The 19,361-nt window shown below is 60.4% G+C and carries 17 protein-coding genes; 10 read left to right on the top strand and 7 right to left on the bottom strand.

What is annotated here, in order from left to right; translation table 11 throughout:
• The first annotated feature begins 7 nt into the window (after positions 1 to 7).
• Positions 8 to 1,345, top strand: a complete 1,338-nt coding sequence (locus AAGS40_RS26480) for an MFS transporter (protein WP_345817478.1) — start codon at positions 8 to 10, stop codon at positions 1,343 to 1,345.
• Positions 1,346 to 1,454: 109 nt separating this feature from the next.
• On the opposite strand, the gene AAGS40_RS26475 is transcribed toward AAGS40_RS26480, so the two are convergent.
• The 5 genes from AAGS40_RS26475 to AAGS40_RS26455 form a co-directional block, all read right to left on the bottom strand.
• Positions 1,455 to 2,672: a porin gene (locus AAGS40_RS26475; RefSeq protein WP_345817477.1), complete on the bottom strand. Its 1,218-nt coding sequence runs from the start codon at positions 2,670 to 2,672 to the stop codon at positions 1,455 to 1,457.
• 76 nt (positions 2,673 to 2,748) lie between these two features.
• Complete coding sequence (locus AAGS40_RS26470) at positions 2,749 to 3,597, bottom strand: sugar phosphate isomerase/epimerase family protein (protein WP_345817476.1); 849 nt, start codon at positions 3,595 to 3,597, stop codon at positions 2,749 to 2,751.
• 81 nt (positions 3,598 to 3,678) lie between these two features.
• Complete coding sequence (locus AAGS40_RS26465) at positions 3,679 to 4,842, bottom strand: dihydrodipicolinate synthase family protein (protein ID WP_345817475.1); 1,164 nt, start codon at positions 4,840 to 4,842, stop codon at positions 3,679 to 3,681.
• A gap of 16 nt (positions 4,843 to 4,858) precedes the next feature.
• Positions 4,859 to 5,629: a 3-ketoacyl-ACP reductase gene (locus tag AAGS40_RS26460; RefSeq protein WP_345817474.1), complete on the bottom strand. Its 771-nt coding sequence runs from the start codon at positions 5,627 to 5,629 to the stop codon at positions 4,859 to 4,861.
• A gap of 448 nt (positions 5,630 to 6,077) precedes the next feature.
• Positions 6,078 to 6,764, bottom strand: a complete 687-nt coding sequence (locus AAGS40_RS26455) for a TetR/AcrR family transcriptional regulator (protein WP_345817473.1) — start codon at positions 6,762 to 6,764, stop codon at positions 6,078 to 6,080.
• Positions 6,765 to 6,986: 222 nt separating this feature from the next.
• Here AAGS40_RS26455 and AAGS40_RS26450 point away from each other — a divergent pair, with 222 nt between their 5' ends.
• The 3 genes from AAGS40_RS26450 to AAGS40_RS26440 all read left to right on the top strand — a co-directional run bounded on the left by AAGS40_RS26450 (position 6,987) and on the right by AAGS40_RS26440 (position 10,905).
• A complete protein-coding gene (locus AAGS40_RS26450) occupies positions 6,987 to 8,495 on the top strand; it encodes a CoA-transferase (RefSeq protein WP_345817472.1) in 1,509 nt (502 codons plus the stop codon).
• Between the two features lie 42 nt (positions 8,496 to 8,537).
• Positions 8,538 to 9,311 carry an enoyl-CoA hydratase/isomerase family protein gene (locus AAGS40_RS26445; protein WP_345817471.1) on the top strand — a complete coding sequence of 258 codons (774 nt, stop codon included), beginning with the start codon at positions 8,538 to 8,540 and terminating at the stop codon, positions 9,309 to 9,311.
• 289 nt (positions 9,312 to 9,600) lie between these two features.
• Entirely contained in the window at positions 9,601 to 10,905 is a 1,305-nt protein-coding gene (locus tag AAGS40_RS26440) for an MFS transporter (protein WP_345817470.1), read from the top strand.
• A 248-nt stretch (positions 10,906 to 11,153) separates the two neighbouring features.
• Here AAGS40_RS26440 and AAGS40_RS26435 read toward each other — a convergent pair whose 3' ends face one another.
• On the bottom strand, positions 11,154 to 12,260 hold the full coding sequence (locus AAGS40_RS26435) for a branched-chain amino acid ABC transporter substrate-binding protein (RefSeq protein WP_345817600.1): 1,107 nt from the start codon (positions 12,258 to 12,260) through the stop codon (positions 11,154 to 11,156).
• Between the two features lie 418 nt (positions 12,261 to 12,678).
• Between AAGS40_RS26435 and AAGS40_RS26430 the strand changes: the two genes are divergently transcribed.
• Both AAGS40_RS26430 and AAGS40_RS26425 read left to right on the top strand, forming a co-directional pair.
• Positions 12,679 to 13,623 carry a LysR family transcriptional regulator gene (locus AAGS40_RS26430; protein ID WP_345817469.1) on the top strand — a complete coding sequence of 315 codons (945 nt, stop codon included), beginning with the start codon at positions 12,679 to 12,681 and terminating at the stop codon, positions 13,621 to 13,623.
• A gap of 30 nt (positions 13,624 to 13,653) precedes the next feature.
• Positions 13,654 to 14,196: an ureidoglycolate lyase gene (locus tag AAGS40_RS26425; RefSeq protein ID WP_345817468.1), complete on the top strand. Its 543-nt coding sequence runs from the start codon at positions 13,654 to 13,656 to the stop codon at positions 14,194 to 14,196.
• Between the two features lie 195 nt (positions 14,197 to 14,391).
• On the opposite strand, the gene AAGS40_RS26420 is transcribed toward AAGS40_RS26425, so the two are convergent.
• Positions 14,392 to 15,273, bottom strand: a complete 882-nt coding sequence (locus AAGS40_RS26420) for a LysR family transcriptional regulator (protein ID WP_345817467.1) — start codon at positions 15,271 to 15,273, stop codon at positions 14,392 to 14,394.
• 357 nt (positions 15,274 to 15,630) lie between these two features.
• Between AAGS40_RS26420 and AAGS40_RS26415 the strand changes: the two genes are divergently transcribed.
• From AAGS40_RS26415 to AAGS40_RS26400, 4 genes are all read left to right on the top strand, one after another.
• Positions 15,631 to 16,299, top strand: a complete 669-nt coding sequence (locus AAGS40_RS26415; RefSeq protein ID WP_345817466.1) for an SDR family oxidoreductase — start codon at positions 15,631 to 15,633, stop codon at positions 16,297 to 16,299.
• Between the two features lie 132 nt (positions 16,300 to 16,431).
• Complete coding sequence (locus AAGS40_RS26410; RefSeq protein ID WP_345817465.1) at positions 16,432 to 16,941, top strand: 2,4'-dihydroxyacetophenone dioxygenase family protein; 510 nt, start codon at positions 16,432 to 16,434, stop codon at positions 16,939 to 16,941.
• 257 nt (positions 16,942 to 17,198) lie between these two features.
• On the top strand, positions 17,199 to 18,092 hold the full coding sequence (locus tag AAGS40_RS26405) for an SDR family NAD(P)-dependent oxidoreductase (protein WP_345817464.1): 894 nt from the start codon (positions 17,199 to 17,201) through the stop codon (positions 18,090 to 18,092).
• 227 nt (positions 18,093 to 18,319) lie between these two features.
• On the top strand, positions 18,320 to 18,955 hold the full coding sequence (locus AAGS40_RS26400; protein ID WP_345817463.1) for an SDR family oxidoreductase: 636 nt from the start codon (positions 18,320 to 18,322) through the stop codon (positions 18,953 to 18,955).
• Positions 18,956 to 19,361 lie beyond the last annotated feature (406 nt).

Below are 19,361 nucleotides of genomic sequence, written 5' to 3'. Positions count from 1 at the left end.
ACCTCGCATGACCGCGGCAATTCAAATCGACAGGCACGACGCGACAATCCGGAAAATTCAATGGCGAATTCTGCCGTTTCTGGTCGTGCTGTACATCGTTGCATTCATCGACCGCTCCAATATTGGTTTTGCCGCACTCAGGATGAATGCCGAGCTTGGCATCACGTCCACACAATTCGGCATCGCTGCGGGCCTTTTCACCGTCGGTTACTTTCTGTTCGAAGTCCCGAGCAACTTACTGATGCACCGGTACGGCGCCCGCAAGTGGATTGCGCGCATCCTGTTCACCTGGGGCGCCGTCGCCGCCTGTACAGGTCTCGTGCATAGCTACTTTCAGCTGGCCATCGTTCGGACGATTCTGGGCATCGCAGAGGCGGGATTCTTCCCTTGCGTTCTCCTGTACTTGACCTACTGGTTTCCCGAGCGGCAGCGCGCGCGGGTGGTGGCGCTTTTCATGGTGTCGTTGCCGATTGCCACCCTGATCGCGGGTCCGCTTTCCGGGCTCATTCTCGACCATGTTCACTGGAGCGGTCTCGCTTCCTGGCGTTGGGTATTCATTCTCGAAGGCGTACCCGCAGTGCTTCTGGGTTTTCTCTCGCTGCGCATTCTGGTTGACGGACCCCGTGACGCCAGGTGGTTGAGTGCGGATGAAAAGACCTGGCTGGTGGACGTACTGCAAGCCGAAGCCGCAGCCAAGGTCGGGCAACACGGCAGCGTTTCGTTCTGGAACAGCTTGAGTGGTGTGCGCATCTGGCTGCTTGCATTTGTCTACTATGCCAAGTCCGTCGCCGTGTATGTTCTCGCGTTCTATTCACCGCAGATCGTGAAAGGACTAGGCCACGAGCTCAGCAGCACGGCCGTAGGCCTTGTGAACGGCCTGCCGTACGCCGTCGCGACCGTCGCGATGGTGTGGTGGGCGCGTCGCTCGGACAGAACCGGCGAGCGCAGATGGCATGTGGCCTTACCGCTGATGGTTGCCGGCGTCGCGCTTGTTCTGATGGCGCTCTCGGCTGGCAATCTGTGGGTCTCGATTGCGCTGCTGACCCTCATCACCGCTGCAATCTATGCTCCGTATGGCCCCTTCTGGGCGATGCCATCGCTGTTCCTGACAAGTTCGTCGGCGGCCGTCGGGCTGGCTGCCATCAACTCGATTGCCAACCTTGGTGGCTTCGTTGGTCCTGTCGCATTCGGAGCGCTGAAGGATTCGACCGGCTCCATCTATCCTGGGTTGGCATTCGTGAGCCTGACACTCATTGCAGCCGCTATCCTGATCGTTCGATTGAAGTTTGTCATGGAAGCGGAGAAACGCATACGGGCAAAGTTGAGGACTGCGGCAGCACTTTGAAATTCCCTTCGGGGAAAGCGCTCGACCGCTTCGGACATTGCGATCCAGGTTCAGTTCTTCAACCTTATTGGAGTCCTGCAGCAGGCCATTACATTGCCAACCAAAATAATCAAAAACGGTGAATCATGCCCACGCCGGCGCCTATCATGCTGCGCGACGACGAAGGCGTCGAGTTGAAGCCGTCGCCAATGGTTGCCGTGGCGCCGATGATCGACTTGCCATTCGAACCGAGCGTCTGGCCGTTCGTCCGCTGGTACGCCTCAAGAACGTACAGCCCTGTGCGTTTCGACAATGAATAGTACTGCGACAGGTTGAACTGCTGATACTGTGCAGCGCTGTCGATCCCGTTAGCTTTGGTTGCACGCGTATAGGCATAGCCCGCGGCCAGGTCCCATGCGGCCGCCGGTTTCCAGTGCAGCACAATACCGCCCGTGTTCCAGATTGCTTCGCTGCGAAATGACGAACCGGACCCCGGTATGTATTGGACGTTCGAATAGGTGGCCGTGACGTCGATCTGGCTGTTGAACGTATAGCCCGCGCCAACGGTCAGCCGTTGCTGCGCCTGCGCGGTCTGATAGCCGTTCGTGACCGCCGAGATACCCGCCTGCCCGCCCGCGTTCGACGTCGTCGAATCGGCACCGAAAACGCCGCCGTTGACCGTGGCATTGTCGACGCGCGAGAAGCCCACTGCGAGGCCGACCGGACCTTGCTGGTATTGCGCCGCGGCGCTCCATGTCGCACCTTGATTCACGCTGCCCGGAACGCCACCGAATGAATACGAACCGCTTACCTTCAGCCCGGAGAAAGACGGCGACGCGTACAGCAGTGTGTTGTTCGCCCGATAAATCGTGTCGAGGCCATCGAGGTCACCGGCGTGCGCGCCGTAAAATCCGGTCAGCCACGTGGTCGGGCTGTACGGCGCCAGAAGCTGATAATAGGACGCGTACTGGCGCCCGGCACTCAGCGACCCGTACGTGGCATTCGTCACGCCGACAAACGCTTGACGGTTGAACATCAGGCTGTTCGTCGACATCGAACCATTCGCACTGTTGAAGCCCTCTTCCAGCGTGAAAATAGCCTTGGTGCCGCCGCCGAGATCTTCTGCTCCCTTTAGACCAAAGCGGCTTCCAGCCCATACGCCCGTAATCATTCTGTACGCCGAATGGCCGCCGCCAGTTTGGCCAGGCGTCGTCGAACTCGACTGGTAGCCAATACCCGTGTCTACGATCCCGTAAAGAGACACGCTGCTCTGCGCGAATGCATGGATGCTCGCAGCGCCTGCGCAAATCAATATGAGCAGGTTGCGCCTGTTTCCAATGCTTTTCATGCGACTCCTCGTTCTGATCATTTATTGATGAGTGAATAACGCAGCTTTCGGAACCCCGCGGGCTTCTCTTTAAGCATCAACAAACGCGTTGCAAGCGCTCGGCGCAACACCGCAGGACCTCGTCGGGCGGCGCTTTCCACCACCTGTCGCGCGAAAAGATTTCCACTTCAGTCATCCCCATGTATCCCGCCGATTCGATCAGGCGGCGCGTCTCCTTCAGATCGATCACGCCATCTCCCATCATTCCGCGATCGAGGAGCATGTCCGTGGTCGGGATGAGCCAGTCGGAGACGTGATAGGCGGCAATTCGCGCGTCCTTGCCCGCTGACGCCACCGACTCCGCCAGTTGGGGATCCCACCAGCAGTGATAGACGTCGACGGCGACACCGAGGACGCCGTTATCCGGGTCGAGTTGCCGGCACACGTCCAGCGCGTGACCCACGGTATTGATCACCGAGCGCTCGGCCGCGTACATTGGATGAAGTGGCTCGATCGCGAGCCGCACGCCGAGCTTTTTTGCTTCAGGCATCAACGCCGCGATCCCGTCCACCACCATTTCGCGCGCGGCAGACAGGTCCCGGCTGCCTGCGGGCAGGCCGCCGACTACCATCACGAAGCACCGCGCACCCAGCTCTGCGGCGTCCGCAAGCGCGCGGGTGTTCGACCTGATGTTCGCGACGCGCTCCTCTGCCGTCGAGGCGGGAAAGTAAGTCGATCGGCAATAGCCGCTTACTTCAAGGTCGAGTGAGCGAATCTGTTTCGAGATCCGCGCAACGTCCGCTGCTTCGACTTCGTGCCGCCACGGCGCAATGCCGCCGAAACCAGCCCTCGCGATACGATCGATCGTCAGATGTAATGGCTCGCGATGCCCTAGTGTTGCGGTATTGATCGCGCAACGGTCCAGCCTTCCCTGTAAGGAGTTCATGTGTATTTCCGTTCGTGCCTCATATGCGGTCCCGCCTGAACACTTCCCGTGTTTTGCCTTGACGCGTGTTGTCGCGATCCTTTATTCCACGCAGCCGAGCGTCGTCATCAGCGCCTGCATGCGGGCGACGGCGAGTTCCGGATTGAGTAGCAGATTGGCCTGATCGGCAAGGCGGAAGACCTCCGCCAGGTAAATAGGCGGACGCATGCCGTGATGGCCGCCGAGCATAAAGAAATGAGGCTGGAAGCCGTTCAGATAGGCGAGCAGAACCACACCGGTTTTGTAATACTGGGTAGGCGCCCGGAAGATATGCCGTGACAACGGGACGGTCGGTTCGAGCAACCGTTCATAACGCGCTGTATTGCCCGCAGCCAACGCGCTGAGCGCCTGCGACGCTGCCGGCGCGATCGCATCGAATATCCCGAGCAGAGCGTGCGAGTAACCCATTTCGTCACCGGCAATCAATTTCGGATAGTTGAAATCGTCGCCGGTGTACATCTTGACGGATGCGGGCAGACGGCGGCGGAAACTGATTTCCTTGCTGTCGTCCAGCAAGGAAATCTTGATCCCATCGACCTTGGCCTCGTTCGCGACAATGACTTCGAGACACACGTTCGCCGCGCTTTCGGAGTCGGCGCAGCCCCAATAACCGGCGAGATCCGGATCGAACGCTTCACCCAGCCAATGCAGGATGACCGGCTTGTCGCAAGCGGACAGCACTTCCCGGTAGACGCGCAGATAGTCACCCGAGTCCTTCGCCACGCGTGCAAGCGCGCGGCTCGCCATCAGGATGATCCGGCCACCTGCGCGCTGCACGGCTTCGATCTGGGTCAGGTAGGCCTTGATCACGTCGTCGCACGACCGCGCATCGCCAGCCGGCAGATGGTCGGTGCCGCAACCGGATGCGATCAGCGCGCCCGGGATGTCGCGTGTTTCGTTCAAGGTACGTGCGATTAATTCCTTCGCGGTCTCCCATGACAAACCCATGCCGCGTTGCGCAGTGTCCATCGCCTCCGCGATTCCCAGACCTTGCCCGAGTAAATAACGGCGATATTCAATGGTCCGCTCCCAGTCGATGGCGCAAGGCTGGCCGAACTCGCCGCTGCGCAACGGATCAGCTACGACGTGAGCCGCCGAATAGGCGATGCGGTTAAATGGCGCCGCCGGCTTTTCGACTTGCAGAGGAGCGCCGGTCAGACGGTAAAGAGCTAGCGAGCCGTCCACTGTGGGAAGTTTGATTTGCATGATCTGTTTTTCGAAATCAGTATTTGGAGACGAGGAGACCGCCGTCCACCCGGATTGCCTGGCCGACGCTGAACGGCAGACCGCCTGTCGCGAGCATGCGCACCACGGCTGCAACTTCTTCAGGCGCTCCCCAGCGCCGTATCGCAGTCAGCCCGTTCTCCATCTGCGCGTCGTAACGGGCTTTCGATGGCGCGGTCATTTCTGTTTCGATGAGCCCCGGCTGCACCTCGAATACGCCAATGCCGTGTTCGGCGAGTCGCAACGAGAAAAGCGTGGTAGCCATCGAAAGACCCGCTTTCGATACGCAGTACTCGCTGCGCTGCGGCGAGGCCGCAACGGCATTGGATGAAGTGATCGTGACGATCGAGCGATTGACGCCGTCGTGTGACGCTTTCACAGCGCGGCGGGCAAATGCCTGCATCAGAAAGAACGTGCCTCGCGTGTTGACGTCGAGACACCGGTCGTAGCTCTCGAGCGTGACATCAAGGAGGTCACTGCGCGCCATCACCGACACGCCCGCGTTGTTGACAAGGCAGGTGACGCCGCCCAGCGAATCCTCGACCGCCCCTAGCAGCGTGTCGTGTTGCGCGATATCTGCGACGTTCGATGTCAACGCCACGCATCGAACGCCGGCGCGCTCGACGTCCGCGCGCGTGCCGTCCAGCTCGGCAGACGGCACGATGTCGGTGATCGCAACATCGAATCCTGCCTGCGCCAGCTCGCTTGCGATAGCCCGTCCGATCCCGCGACGCGCTCCGGTGACCAGTGCGACCCGCCGTTGTTCCATGTCTTCTCTCCTCTACCGCATTCGTTTGTCGTCACGTCGACGCCGCATCGTCTATCCCAAGCATAAGTAACGATATGGTTCGTTATTTAATACGCGATGCAGTGCGCTGTCAAAAAGGGTTTTCCCTGGCGCGGCTGCGCGGGTGTCTTGTTGATAGAAAGTGCCCGCCGGGATCTGGATGGCGAGATCGTGACGTCGTGCGACAAACATGCGCCACAAAGCGAAAAGTCTGTAGAACACCGCCGCAGCAGGTGAAGAGCGCCGTGGTTTCCCGTCGACGCGCTTCTGGCGGTACCCGTCGCTGGCTGCTCGCCAGCGACGGTCGGCAATGGACCGGGTTCGGCCGAACCGCGGCCATTCAAAGCCCGGTGGTAACCAGAGTTATAGCGCGGGACCGTTCATAACAGGGGCGAACCTGGAACGGGGAAATCGAACGAGAACGCCGCGCCTAGCGCGGGCGAAGGATACTGAATATCGTGTCGATATTGAATTCGAGGCGTTTCTTGAGCGCTTCTTTCGAGACGAAATCGAAGCCGAAAATGACTTCGCCGGTGAAACGGTTGGTCAGATAGTAGTAGCCGATAGCCGCCAATGTCAGATGCAGCTGGCTCGCGTCGATGCCGGGACGGAAGTCCCCTGAAGCAACGCCCCGATCGAGAATCCGCTGCAGCATATCGATAAACCCCTCGTGCACCTGGCTGAAGCGCCGGGACTTTTTCACGTGCCGCGCGCGATGCAGGTTTTCGCTGTTGACCAGCGACATGAACTCAGGGTGCTCGAGGTAATACTCCCACGTGAACGTCATCAGCGTGCGGATTGCCTCGACGGGCGGCAGGTGGTCGAGCGCCAGCTTTTGCTCTTCCGTCCGGATGCTCGTCCACATCTCTTCCAGCACGGTCTGAAACAGTTCCTCCTTGCCCTTGAAATACTCGTAAATCATCCGCTTGTTGACGCCGGCCTTCTCCGCGATCGACTCGATGCGCGCGCCGCCGAGCCCGACCTTCGCAAACTCGGCTTTTGCGGCCGCGAGGATTTTTGTCTGTGTCTGGACCGGGTCGCGCAGCCGCTTCGTGCGCTGCGGTCTCTTTTTCGCAACCCGATTGTCGCTGTCCCCTTCGACTGTCGTCGTTGGCATCTTGCCCCTTCAACTCAAGAAATTGGATGGTATGACGAGCGCGCCTTTCCACCTGCGCAACCCGTACTTATGTCCCGCGCTGGGCAGCACGGCCACTATCGTAAACCCGATTATCCCGGCGCGGGTCTTGAATGCCCCGATCCGCTATGACATCATCCTCCTTAAGTAACGAACCGGTTCGGTTTTAACGCAGAGCGGCATTAGCAAGGACAAGGAGGCGATGTGAGTAAATGGATGACGGCAGAAGCGGTGGCAGCTTCTATACCTGATGGCGCGACGATTGCAATTACCGGGTCGGGCGGAGGGCTGCTCGAGCCGGACGCCGTGCTGGCCGCCATCGAAGCGCGGTTCCTGCGAACGGGCCATCCCTGCAGTCTCACGGTGGTACATGCCTTGGGTGTCGGCAATGGCCAGGGAAGCGGTCTTGGCCGGTTCGCGCACGTTGGAATGGTTAAACGCGTGATCGGCGGCCACTGGGTGTGGTCGTCCGCGATGCAGGCGCTCGCGCAGTCGGGCCAGATAGAGGGTTACAGTTTCCCGGGCGGTGTGATCGCCACGTTATTCCGCGAAATTGGCGCGGGACGCCCCGGGGTAATCACCCGCGTAGGGCTGCGCACTTTCGTCGATCCTCGGCTCGGCGGTGGCAAGCTGAATGCGGCTACCACCGAAGACCTTGTTGAACTGATCGAGATCGCCGGCGACGAGTATTTGCGCTTCAAGCCGATCAACATCGACATTTCAATCGTCATGGCATCTTCCGCCGACGAGCGCGGCAATCTGTCGACGCGCCGCGAACCAGCCGACCTCGACATCTACGCTGTCGCGCTTGCCGCACATAACAGCGGCGGCAAGGTGATCGCCCAGGTGAAGGAAAAGTCTACGGGTCACGTGCCGGCGCGCCTTGTGCGCGTCCCGGGCGTCATGGTGGATATGACCGTCCAGACGCCGTCCCAGCGGCAGTGTGCAATCAGCGACTATGACCCGTCGCTTAGCGGCGAGTCGCTCGCCGGAACGGCCGACGCCGACATGCCCGAGGGCATGCGTCTGATCGTCGCCGAGCGCGCGGCACAGGAGCTCGGCACCGATCAGTCGGTGAACTTTGGCTTCGGATTTCCAGGCGCGATTCCGGCAGTCCTCGCGGCGCAGGGTCGGGGGTCGGACTATTGGGGATCCGTCGAACAGGGGGTTCATCGCGGCGCGATGCTCGACGGCGCCATGTTCGGCACGGCGCGCAACGCGGACGCCATTGTGCCGAGCGTCGACCAGTTCGATTTTTACAGCGGCGGCGGAATCGACATCACGTTCCTCGGGATGGGCGAGTTCGACGAACAGGGGAATGTGAACGTATCGAAGCTCGGTAGCACCGTCGTGGGTCCCGGTGGCTTCATGGACATTGCTCAAGGCGCCAGAAAAATTGTTTTCTGCGGCGCTTTTGAGGCAAAAGGTTTGCGCGTTGAGCGACACGCTGACGACTCGATCGAAATCGTGTCGCCCGGCTCGGTCCCGAAAGCAGTGAAAAGTGTTCGCCACGTGACGTTCAGCGGCCATCAGGCTCGCCTCGACGGCAAAGAGGTTTTGTATGTGACCGAGCGTGCCGTATTCAGGCTCGATCCGCTTGGCGTGCGTTTGATCGAGGTCGCGAAAGGCATTGACGTGCACAAGGACGTGCTCGCGCGAATGGAATTCGCGCCACTCGTCGACGAGCAGCTTCTCGAGGCGGCGATTCACTGAATGCGCAGCCATAGCGGGCAAACCGAATCGCGAGGTGTTTTCATGCAGCACAATTCTGACGTCCTCTTCAGCGTCGATGGCGCGATGGCGACAATCACACTCAACCGTCCAGCCCGGCATAACGCGCTGACGACCGGCATGCTGGACGACATCGAGCGATATGTCGCGAGTGTCGAGCGCAATCCCGAGGTGCGCGCGCTGAAGTTTGTCTCGACGAGCCCGCGCTTTTTCTGCAGCGGCGCCGACATCAACGAATGGGGCGACATCGACGCACAGCAAATGGGCACCCGCTTCATCCGTGATGGCAATCGCGTGTTCCGGCGGATCGCGGAGCTCGACAAGCCAACTATCGCGGTGCTTGCGGGCAGCGCGCTGGGCGGCGGCTTTGAACTCGCGCTCGCTTGCGATTTTCGCTATGCAAGCGTCGATGCACGTATCGGCTTCCCGGAGGCGGCAGTCGGTGCGATTCCAGGCTGGATGGGCTGCGCGCGTCTTGCCGAACTCGTCGGCGCTACGCGAACCCGCGAGCTGATCCTGTTAGGCGAGCCTGTTGCCGCCAGTACGGCCGCACAGTGGGGTATCGTCAACGAGGCGCTTGCAAGCGATGAACTTGCGGCACGCGTCGACGCGGTGTGCGCGACGCTTCAGAAGCGGTCGAGGGCGTCGCTGTCCGTGGGCAAGCGGCTCCTGCGGATGATGGAGTCGGGCCAGCACGACTACGCACACGAACTCGCGGCATCGGTCTGCAAGGCATCGCCGGACGCAGCGGAAGGCGTCGCGGCATTTCGCGCAAAGCGTCATGCGACTTTCGACTGATGGCGGGTCTTAAATTCGTAGGCCGCCGGCATGCTGACCTCGAATTCCATGCCGAAAGATCTGTCTTTGCTCGGCCAGCAATCGGTTTGAAGACACATGCGGGACGTCAACTTCGACTCAGTTCCGTGGAGCCAATGCACAGCTCATCGGCGTAGCAGATTGAAACAGTAAAGCAGGTGCAAGCAACTTGAACCGCGTTCCGGCCGGCACAGCAATGAAGAGAACCGGCACAGCGGCTCGTCGCGCGCTTAATCGGGCGCGCGCGTCTATCTGGAGACAGGAGTCAAGCATGGACATTTCAGCCTATCGTTGGCGCATCTGTGCGCTGCTATTTTTCGCCACGACGATCAACTACCTCGACCGTCAGGTTCTGGGCTTATTGAAACCGGCGCTTGCCGTGCAGTTCAACTGGACGGAAACGCAGTACAGCTACATCGTCGTCGTGTTTACAGCGTGCTACGCGGTCGGCATGCTGCTTTCCGGCAAGCTGGTCGACAAGGTTGGCGTGAAGGTCGGATACGGCATGTGCGTGCTGCTCTGGAGCATTGCGGCTTGTGGCCATGCGCTGGTGCGCAATACGCTCGGCTTCGGTGTGATGCGCGCTCTGCTCGGCGTGTCGGAATCGGGAAGCTTTCCGTGCGCCGTCAAGAGTGTTTCCGAATGGTTTCCGCGAAAGGAGCAGGCGCTGGCCGTGGGCATTTTGACGTCGGGTACCAGCATCGGCGCCGTTGCGGCCCCTGCAATCGTCCCCTGGCTGGCCGCGCGCTATGGCTGGGAGGCGGCCTTCTTCGTGACGGGTCTCACCGGGTTCGTCTGGCTTGGCTTCTGGTATGTGGCGTATCAGGCCCCGTTGAAGCACAAGAAGGTGAGCCAGGCAGAGCTGGACTATATCGTGGAAGACGCAGCCTCCTCTTCCACTGCCGCGCCGGCGAAAGTGCGCTGGGTCTCATTGCTGAGGCTGCGCCCAACATGGGCATTCTTCACGGGCAAGCTGCTGACCGATCCGATCTGGTGGTTCATGCTGTTCTGGCTGCCGTCGTACTTCAATTCGCGTTTTCATCTCGACCTCAGTCACCTCGGCCTTCCACTCGTGATCGTCTATGTCGCGACGTCGATCGGCAGCGTGGGCGGCGGCTGGGTCTCGTCGACGCTGATCCGGCGCGGCTGGCCTGTCAACAAGGCACGGCAGACGACGATGCTCGTCCTCGCCTTCCTCGTCACGCCGATTGCGTTCTCGCCGTGGATCGACGACATGTGGGCGATGGTCGCGCTCCTGAGTCTTGCCGCGGCCGCGCATCAGGGGTGGTCGGCAAATCTGTTCACGACGGCTTCCGACATGTTCCCGAAAGCCGCGGTCGGTTCGGTGGTGGGAATTGGCGGACTCGCTGGCGCGCTCGGTGCGACGCTCTTTCCGCTCCTCGTCGGAACTGTACTCGATCACTTCAAGGCGCTAGGCCATATCGACGCAGGCTACAACCTCATTTTCGTGATCTGCGGGTCCGCTTATCTGGTTGCATGGATCGCGATGCGGGTCATCCGGTCGTCGAACCAGGCGGTCGACGTTGCGCAACTGTCGACAAAAGCAAGTCTGTAAGAACGTGTGATTCGCGAGGGACACGCAACCAAACGTGTCCTTCGCGCTCTACTCAGTCTTCTATGCGTCTATACGGAAGTGCGAGAGCTGGATGCCGTGACTGGCATGTTAAACGCCGTAGTCATCAAAAACGCCAGCTTGCCATGGGCGCCGTCATGGAATGATTGGCGATAGCGACGGTAGCCGGGAAAGACCGGGATTGCTCGCAAACCTCGAGCCGATTGGGACAAGCCCGGGTCGGCGCACCTTCACATTCGAATGACATCCATGACCGTCTTCTTTTTGTCCTTGAACTGATAGATGGTGATCGCAGCATCTTTCAGATCGCCGCGCGGATCGAACGCAACCTTTCCAATCACGCCGTCATATTGCGTGAGCGGTATCGCAGCGAGAATTTTTGCGCGATCCGTCGAATTGGCGCGCTTCATTGCTTCGTAGATGATGTAGACAGCATCGTAAGCGAACGGCGCGTACGCATCGATCGGCACTTTGTAACGGGCCTGATAGCGACGTTCGAACTCCTGTCCTTTGGGCATTCTCGACAGCGCAAGACCTGCTTCCGAACACACCACGTTGCCGATCGCGTCGCCCGCCAAGCTCACCATCTTCTCCGTACATGCGCCATCGCCGCCCAGTACGTTCGCTGTCATGCCGAGATTCGCAGCCTGCTTCGCGAGCGGGCCAGCCGTTGCGTCAGAGCCGCCGTACATGATGACGTCGGGTCGCAAGCCCTTGATCTTTGTGAGGATCGCGCGGAAGTCGGTAGCCTTGTCGTTCGTCGCTTCTCGCGCGACGATCGTGCCGCCATCGGCCGTCGCCGCCTTGGTGAACTCTTCGGCGAGCCCTTGTCCGTATGCGGTCGAGTCGTCGATCACCGCAATTCGTTTCGCGTGTAACGAATTGAGCGCATAGCGTGCGAGCGCGGGTCCTTGCAGCGCATCTGTCGCCACGACGCGGAACGTTGTCTTGTAGCCTTGCCGAGTGTAGGCGGGATTCGTCGAGCCCTGCGAAATCTGCACGAGCTGCGCTTCACTATAAATGCGCGATGCGGGAATCGATACGCCCGAGTTGATATCGCCGACCACCGCCACGACGCCTTCGTCGACGAACTTCTGCGCGACCTGCGTGCCGGTGCGTGGGTCGGCGGCATCGTCCTGCGAATCCAGCTGCAAACGGACCGCCTTGCCGCCGATCACCGGATGCTGGCTATTGATTTCCTCGATGGCGAGACGCGCGGCGTTCTCGCTGTCCTTGCCCATATTCGCGAGTTGTCCTGTCAGCGGCGCCGCGTGGCCGATCAGCACGACAGCGGGCGTGGCATCTGCAGCATGGGCCGCCTGCATGGCGGTCAGCATGACGACGCCGGCCAGGGAGCGATAGTTTTTATTCACGTGCTGCCTCATCGGGTATGAAGTTGAACGGGCCCGGGGTGTGGGCCTGCGACAGGAATTCAGTATTCGTTCGCCGGAATTGCGCGTCCAACAACATTTTCTTTCTGCCGCCGATAAATAAACGTTATCCCGCGACGGCATCCGCGCTGAAATTTCAAATCGCGACTCACCTTCGATTCCGGGTGACACTTCTGTCATGGCGGCGTCCTTTGTTTCGACACAGATTTGCCCTTCATTCACGGGTGTTCCTCGCAGCGTGACGGCGCTTACCGCAGCCGCTTCCGACAATGTAAAGTTGTTGCGCGGCAAAAATTTTTCTTTTTCCGTCTCGCAGAACCCGGCGCTACACTGAGCCATTCGTGCCTGCCTGTCAGGGTCATAAATGAATCTGCGCTTCCTCGAAACGTTTGTCTGGCTCGCCCGGCTGCGCAGCTTCCGGCTGACGGCCGAACGCCTGCATGCCACCCAGGCTGCCATTTCCAGCCGGATTTCGGCGCTGGAGCAGGAACTTGGCGTGCGGCTCTTCGAGCGCGGCCCGAAAGAAGCAACGCTCACGCAAGACGGCAGCAAGGCGCTGCCCTTCGCCGAACAGATGATGACGTTGAATCAGGCGATGCTCGCAAGCGTCGGCGATCGTTCGAAGGTGTCGGGACTGCTGCGGCTCGGCGCGATCGAATCCATCGTACATACGTGGTTGCCCGATCTGCTCAAACACATCCGCGACGAATACCCGAATCTGGTGATCGAACTCACCAGCGATACGTCTGCAAATCTCGCCGCGCAACTCGCCAACGGTCATATGGATGTGTCGTTTCAGACAGCGGGTGTGTCCGGCGCGGATATGACCAACGTGCCGCTCGGCAGCCTGCCCATGCGCTGGATGGCAAGCCCGGTGCTCAATCTGTCCGCGCAGCCGCTGACCGAAACGGAACTGGCCGCCTATCCCGTGATCGGCTTCGCGCGCCACTCGATGCCACATGAGTTCCTTGCGAGCCTGTTCGCGGCCAGCGGCGATGTGCAGGCGCAGATCAACTGTCTTTCGTCGGTGGCGGCGATCATCCGGCTGGTTGTCGACGGCTTCGGCATTGCGGTGTTGCCGCCGGCGTTCGTGATGCGCGAACTGGAAGCGGGACAGTTGCAATTGCTTCAGGTTACGCATCGCGTGCCCGCGTTGCCGCTCGTTGCCGCCTATCGGCGTACGCCCGACAGTCTGCTGGCCGAGTCGATCACCCGGCTCGCGCTGAATGTCGTGGTCAATTTCAGCCTGAAGCATGGGCCCGAATTTGCGTTATTTCCACCGTCGGACCGCGCCGTCGCATCCGCCTGACACATTCTTTCATCGCCAAAGTACATCGATATGCTGAACCAGCTTTCCATTGCCGTCGAACCGCTCGAAACGCATCGCTGTGAACCGTATGGCTGGCTGCTAGGCAAGCCCGTATGCACGGATGGCGACGTGCCCTCGTTCGTCAGTCCCGCATCGGATTTCTGGCGCGAGCATGTATTCGACACCGGCACGGATGGAACAACGGAAATACTGTGGGTCGTGTATCGCAACCAGGATACGCAACTCGCGTCGCTCGAACTGCATCGTCTGACGCAGCAGGCCATCGTTCCCTTGACGGCACCCGTGGTGCATATCGTCGCGACACCGCTGAACGAGATCGAGCCCGATCTGTCGTCGCTGCGCGCATTTGAGATTCCCGTCGGCAAAGGCCTTTGCATGAGGCCGAACATCTGGCACACAACGCGTGTCATGCACAGCGAAGCCACCTGTCTGATGCTGACGCGTCCGTCGACCACCTATGATCTCGTCGTTCACCTTAAGACGGGCGCACCGGCTTGCGAAACCGTCGTGAGGACCATTGAACACCACTCGCTCGAACTGCGCCCATCCTGATCGATCGGGCGCAAGCCTGCAGAGCCGCGTCAAACTATCAGAAGCTTCGCGACATCGCCGTCAATAGCGGTATCTGCCCACGCCCAGGCCCAGGCCCCGCACTCCGAGTGCATTGGCGGCCTTCCTTCAGGCTGCGGTGCAAAAGATCGCTGCGGCCTCGCAGCCTATGCCTGGCCCAGCTAAACAAACCGATATTCAGAAACGGTCTCCCAATGCCGACGCAAAAAACTCCGTGACCTGCCGTACCCTCGCCGAAATGAATTTCCGGTTCGGCCAGATGAGGCTGACATCTCGCGTTTCCCGTATGAAGCTATCAAGCACAGTCACGACTTCCGCGTCACGCGACATACCTGCGAGGGAGGCGCGATGAAACATCCCGATGCCGATGCCCGCCTCTACGGCCGACAGCACTGTTTCGACGGTATTGGACGACACGTTCCCGCTCACCCGCACGCTGAATTTTCCGCGCGGTCCCTCGAACGCCCAGTTTTCAACCCCGTTGAAAACGATGCAGTTGTGCGCGGCCAGATCTTCCGGTGTCGCTGGCGTTCCATGTTGTTCGAAATAGCGGCGAGACCCCGCACAGACCAGTGACGTGTTGGTCACGCGCTTCACCACGGCGTCCGGGCTGGACACGGGGCTGATCCGGATGGCCAGATCGATGCCTTCTGCGAGCAAATCCTGCACGCTGTCCGCGAGAATAAGGTCGAGTCTCAGCTTTGGATGCAGCGCCAGCAATGTGGGGACGAGCGGCAGGACGTGCAGTCGGCCGAACGTGGCCGACGCTGCGATTCTCACGAGCCCTGAAAGCTCGAGCGTGCTATTCATGAGTTCGCCATCCGCCTGCGTCATCTCGTCGAGAAGAGGCTTGGTCCGCTCGTAGTAGCGCCTGCCGTGGTCGGTCAACGTAACGCTGCGCGTGCTGCGATTGAGCAACTGCACGCCGAGGCGCCGTTCGAGCGCGCTCACCGATTTGCTGACGACCGATTGCGAATCGCCAAGACGTCGCGCGGCGGCGGTAAAGCCACCAGCCTCCACGACCGCCACGAACGCCGTCAACTCCTGAAATCGATCCATGTTGACTCCTGTGATGATTGCCCGCCCACGGCTGGGCGCCCAGGTCGAGCCTGCTCATTTATTCCAGGCTGGAATCGCAGCCATTCATTTGGAGGCCATTATCACTGTTTATCGATTCAATTACGATGACTTCTGCGCTGCCCCACGTCGCGAAGAGACGTGTACGGAGGGGCACCGCGCGGCTGCAAGCCGCGTGGCAGCCGCAGAGCCACGGTGCCATCGTGCCCTTGATCACTGGACAAAAGAGGAATCATGACTACAGCAATCCATCAGCAGGAAACAGCGTTTAGCCCCCAGTCGACCCTTGCGGGACAAACCGTCGTTGTCGTTGGCGGCAAGACGGGCATTGGCCTGGGCGTGGCGCGCGCCGCGCATGCAGCGGGCGCGAAGGTGGTCGTTGCAAGCCGCCGCATCGCTGCGCCTGTGGAGCGTCCCGACCTTGAAGATTTTGCGCAGGTCAGTCTGGACATGCGCAACGAGTCGTCTGTGCAAGCGGCGTTCGACGAAATCGGCTCGCTGGACCACCTGGTCGTCACTGCGGCACCCGATCTCGGAACCTGGGGTGCCTTCATGGATGAAGACATGCAAGGCGTGCGAAATTATCTTGAAGGGAAGTTCCTGGGCAGTTGGGCATGCGCCCGCCATGCCGCGCCACATCTGAGAACGGGCGGCTCCATCACCTTCCTGACCGGCGGCATGGCCACTCGGCCAAAAATCGGTTTCACCGCGGTCACTTCGACCTTTGCCGCCGTGGAAGCGCTGTCGGGCTCCCTTGCACTGGAACTCGCGCCGACCCGGGTGAACACGATTCGTCCCGGCTTCATCGACACAGACATGTGGGGCTTCCTGCCGGCCGAGCATCGCGACGGCTTGCGCAAAAAGGTGGAGGAAACATTTCCGGCGCGGCGCGTCGGCAAGCCGGCGGACATCGGCCATGCAGCGCTGTTTCTCATGACCAATCCCTACGTGACGGGGACCGTGATTGAAGTCGCTGGCGGTGAAAACCTGGTGCCGAGCGTTTCATAAGGTGCAGGCGGGGTAAGTGGCTGATCCCGGTCGCCTGCTTCCTTTGCTTCGCGTCCTTCAGGGCGCCGGCCCGGTTCATCTGACGCCGGCCCCTGTCACCTGAATAACTACTTGATCTGAACAGGCATGCCAATGAACCCGACAACTGCTGCTGACCAGCCGAGCGCCCTGTTGACGCTCAACTTCCACAGCCTGCCCATGCTAAAGGAGGCGCTTGGTCCAGGCGTCGACTTTCAGCCGCTCTTCATTGATGCGGAGAACGGCATCTGGTGCATACGGGCGCAGTTTGCGCCTGGCGTGGTTTTACCTGCTCATGTTCACACAGGCCCCGTGCATGCAATCACGCTGTCAGGCCGCTGGTACTACGCAGGTCATGAGGATCAACCGCAGACGCCGGGCAGCTACCTGTATGAACCGGCGTCAGGCGCGCCTCACCAACTGGTCACGCCCGCGGACAACGCCGGCCCCACCGAAATCGTGTTCCTCGTCTTCGGCGCCAACATAAACTTCGACGACGGCGTGTTCATGAACATCATGGATGCAGCCTTTATCGAAAGGCTCGCGGTGTCACTGGCATCCACTCAAGGGCTCGGGGCGCCGAAGTACATCCTGAGCTCTGGCGCGATGTCCACGGAGCGATAAGAACAGCTAAACCTCGGCGAGACGTTGCACGTTCCCGAAGGGTTTCGAGCCGCTTCGCAGTCGCCGCCCGGGTCTGACGTCATGCACAGTCAATCTATGGTCTGCCCCATATTTGCAATCCCATGTGTGCGTGCGGGAATGAAATGTGTTGGCATACCCTCGCGCGTTGGCCGATCTGGAGCCCGCGACATATCTGGACCAAGGACCGCGCAAGACGCGGCGGTCCGCACATGGTCAAGTACTGACAAGGAGCAAGCATGACGACATCCCCATCCCTACCGGCAAATAGCCGCGGCGGCCGGTTGAACGGCAAGGTCGCGCTCGTGACCGGCGCGGCGCGCGGCATTGGCCGCGCGGTGGCGCTGGCGTTCGCCCGCGAAGGGGCGAGCGTCGTGGGCCTGGACATCGCTGGCCGGGCCAGCGCAATCCAGCGCTACACCGTTCCGACCGAAGCGGACCTCGCTGAAACCGGGCGTCTCGTCGAGCAGGCCGGCGGCCGCTGGCGTCCTGAGGTCGCGGATATCCGCGACCATTCCCGGCTGCAGACCATTGTCGCCGCGACCGAGCGGGACTTCGGTCCTATCGGCATTCTGGCGGCCATCGCGGGGATCCAGTCGTTCAAGCCGCTGCTGGAACTCGAAGACGTGGACTGGCAGGACCAACTGGACATCAACCTTACCGGCACGCTGAACTGTATCCGCGCGGTAGCGCCGGGCATGGTCGCGCGTCAGCACGGTCGGATCATCGTCACATCGTCGACGCAGGGGCGGCATGGTATGCGCGATGGCGCGGGCTATTCGGCGTCCAAGTGGGCGTTGCTAGGTCTGATGAAATCCGCCGCGCTGGAATTCGGCGAGTTCGGAATTACGGTGAATGCGGTGATCCCCGGCCTGATCGATACCGAACTGACGCGTAATGAGAGCCGCTACATTCAGGCGCTGAAGGAGGCGAAAGGGGGCAAGGTGCCCGAGCCGCCGCTTGAACCCAAGGCCGTGGAGGCGCTCACGCAAAAGACACCGCTTGGCGTGCCATGGATCGATCCCGACGACGTTGCACCGGCCTATGTGTACCTCGCCTCAGACGACGCGCGCATGCTGACCGGCGCGGCGATCGATGTGACCGGCGGCGATAGCGCGCACAACGCGGCGTGAAGGTTGATGACGGCAGCGTCCGTGCAGCCCCATTGGATTTTTGCGGCTTAAACGGGATTGTTCAGAAAGACTGCACTGACGGCCGCAGAGAAACCTGGTGAAGCGGGAAGCGTTTGCGTTCCCCTTTGCGACTTGCGCGCGCCTGCTGGATACAGAACACTTTCGCGCTCTGATAGTAGACTGTAAAAACACGCGACGGCGCGGCGCATCGTTATTGGAGAAAGGTCATGAGCATTCTGTTAATTGGTGCAAGCGGGAGAACGGGTCGCCTGGTAGCCGAAAAATTGCATGACGCCGCGATGCCGTTCTCCCCGTTGATACGCAACGCGGCAAAAAGCGACGCTTTCGAGCGGTTCGGCGTCCGACCGCTCATTGCCGACCTGTCAGGCGATTTCTCGCATGTATTCAGCGGCATACAGACTGTCATTTATGCTGCCGGCTCGGCAGAAACCGAAGGTTTGGAGCAGGAACGCCAGATCGATCGTGACGCGATCATCAGGTCGGTGGATTATGCGAAGCAGAGCGGCGTGGGCCTTTTTGTCGTTATCAGCGCATTGCTTGCGTACGCGCCGGAACGCTCGCCGCAAGCACTGCAACACTACTCGCAGATGAAGCGCGAGTCGGACGACTACGTGATTGCCAGCGGGCTCGATTACCTTGTGCTGCGCCCCGGCACGCTCACAATGGAGCCGGGAGTTGGAACCATTGAGATCGTGTCGGATGCCGATTCGCCGCGCGACCCGGTGACGCGTGAAGATGTGGCCGAGGTTGTTGTCGATGCACTCAAGGCGCGACTGGTGAACAAGGTTATTGGCTTTGTAGGTGGAGACCGGCCTATTGCGGATGCGTTAGCCGACGTCTAGCTTTGCGATCTGATTACGGCATTCATTCCGCTTTCTCGAACGCTTACCGCGTGCGTTGGTGGTTTTTCTGAAAGCGTTGATCAAGAAAATTGCCGAATGGAGCTGACTCCGTGCAACCGGAGTACATCGAGCAGGATCCGCACCGTCGATTGATCTGACGGGGCGAATGACGGCGCGTAAAATTCCGACGACCGGCAGGGTATGGCGGTTGTTTCGATGCATGCGAGCGCGTCTAAATTGTCGTGGCAAGTCGCCGTTCACAAATCCAGGTGGATGTGCCAATATGGCCCGTATGAAACTCCGTAAAGTCACGAATCAATTTCATCATCACGGTCGCAATCCATTGCGCCGTGATTCGTTACGTCCATAGCAGGAGACTTACCCCCCGCGGTCCGACTCCCTGTGC

This window comes from Paraburkholderia sp. PREW-6R (assembly GCF_039621805.1).
Lineage (GTDB): Bacteria > Pseudomonadota > Gammaproteobacteria > Burkholderiales > Burkholderiaceae > Paraburkholderia.
The sequence above is the reverse complement of the archived record's forward strand: the minus strand, read 5'-3'. Positions and strand labels throughout refer to the sequence as shown.

Excerpts from the sequence above, each read along its gene's own strand:
- AAGS40_RS26480 (WP_345817478.1), top strand. The coding sequence starts at position 8 with ATGACCGCGGCAATTCAAATCGACAGGCACGACGCGACAATCCGGAAA.
- AAGS40_RS26475 (WP_345817477.1), bottom strand. The coding sequence starts at position 2,672 with ATGAAAAGCATTGGAAACAGGCGCAACCTGCTCATATTGATTTGCGCA.
- AAGS40_RS26470 (WP_345817476.1), bottom strand. The coding sequence starts at position 3,597 with ATGAACTCCTTACAGGGAAGGCTGGACCGTTGCGCGATCAATACCGCA.
- AAGS40_RS26465 (WP_345817475.1), bottom strand. The coding sequence starts at position 4,842 with ATGCAAATCAAACTTCCCACAGTGGACGGCTCGCTAGCTCTTTACCGT.
- AAGS40_RS26460 (WP_345817474.1), bottom strand. The coding sequence starts at position 5,629 with ATGGAACAACGGCGGGTCGCACTGGTCACCGGAGCGCGTCGCGGGATC.
- AAGS40_RS26455 (WP_345817473.1), bottom strand. The coding sequence starts at position 6,764 with ATGCCAACGACGACAGTCGAAGGGGACAGCGACAATCGGGTTGCGAAA.
- AAGS40_RS26445 (WP_345817471.1), top strand. The coding sequence starts at position 8,538 with ATGCAGCACAATTCTGACGTCCTCTTCAGCGTCGATGGCGCGATGGCG.
- AAGS40_RS26440 (WP_345817470.1), top strand. The coding sequence starts at position 9,601 with ATGGACATTTCAGCCTATCGTTGGCGCATCTGTGCGCTGCTATTTTTC.
- AAGS40_RS26435 (WP_345817600.1), bottom strand. The coding sequence starts at position 12,260 with ATGCTGACCGCCATGCAGGCGGCCCATGCTGCAGATGCCACGCCCGCT.
- AAGS40_RS26430 (WP_345817469.1), top strand. The coding sequence starts at position 12,679 with ATGAATCTGCGCTTCCTCGAAACGTTTGTCTGGCTCGCCCGGCTGCGC.
- AAGS40_RS26425 (WP_345817468.1), top strand. The coding sequence starts at position 13,654 with ATGCTGAACCAGCTTTCCATTGCCGTCGAACCGCTCGAAACGCATCGC.
- AAGS40_RS26420 (WP_345817467.1), bottom strand. The coding sequence starts at position 15,273 with ATGGATCGATTTCAGGAGTTGACGGCGTTCGTGGCGGTCGTGGAGGCT.
- AAGS40_RS26410 (WP_345817465.1), top strand. The coding sequence starts at position 16,432 with ATGAACCCGACAACTGCTGCTGACCAGCCGAGCGCCCTGTTGACGCTC.
- AAGS40_RS26405 (WP_345817464.1), top strand. The coding sequence starts at position 17,199 with ATGACGACATCCCCATCCCTACCGGCAAATAGCCGCGGCGGCCGGTTG.
- AAGS40_RS26400 (WP_345817463.1), top strand. The coding sequence starts at position 18,320 with ATGAGCATTCTGTTAATTGGTGCAAGCGGGAGAACGGGTCGCCTGGTA.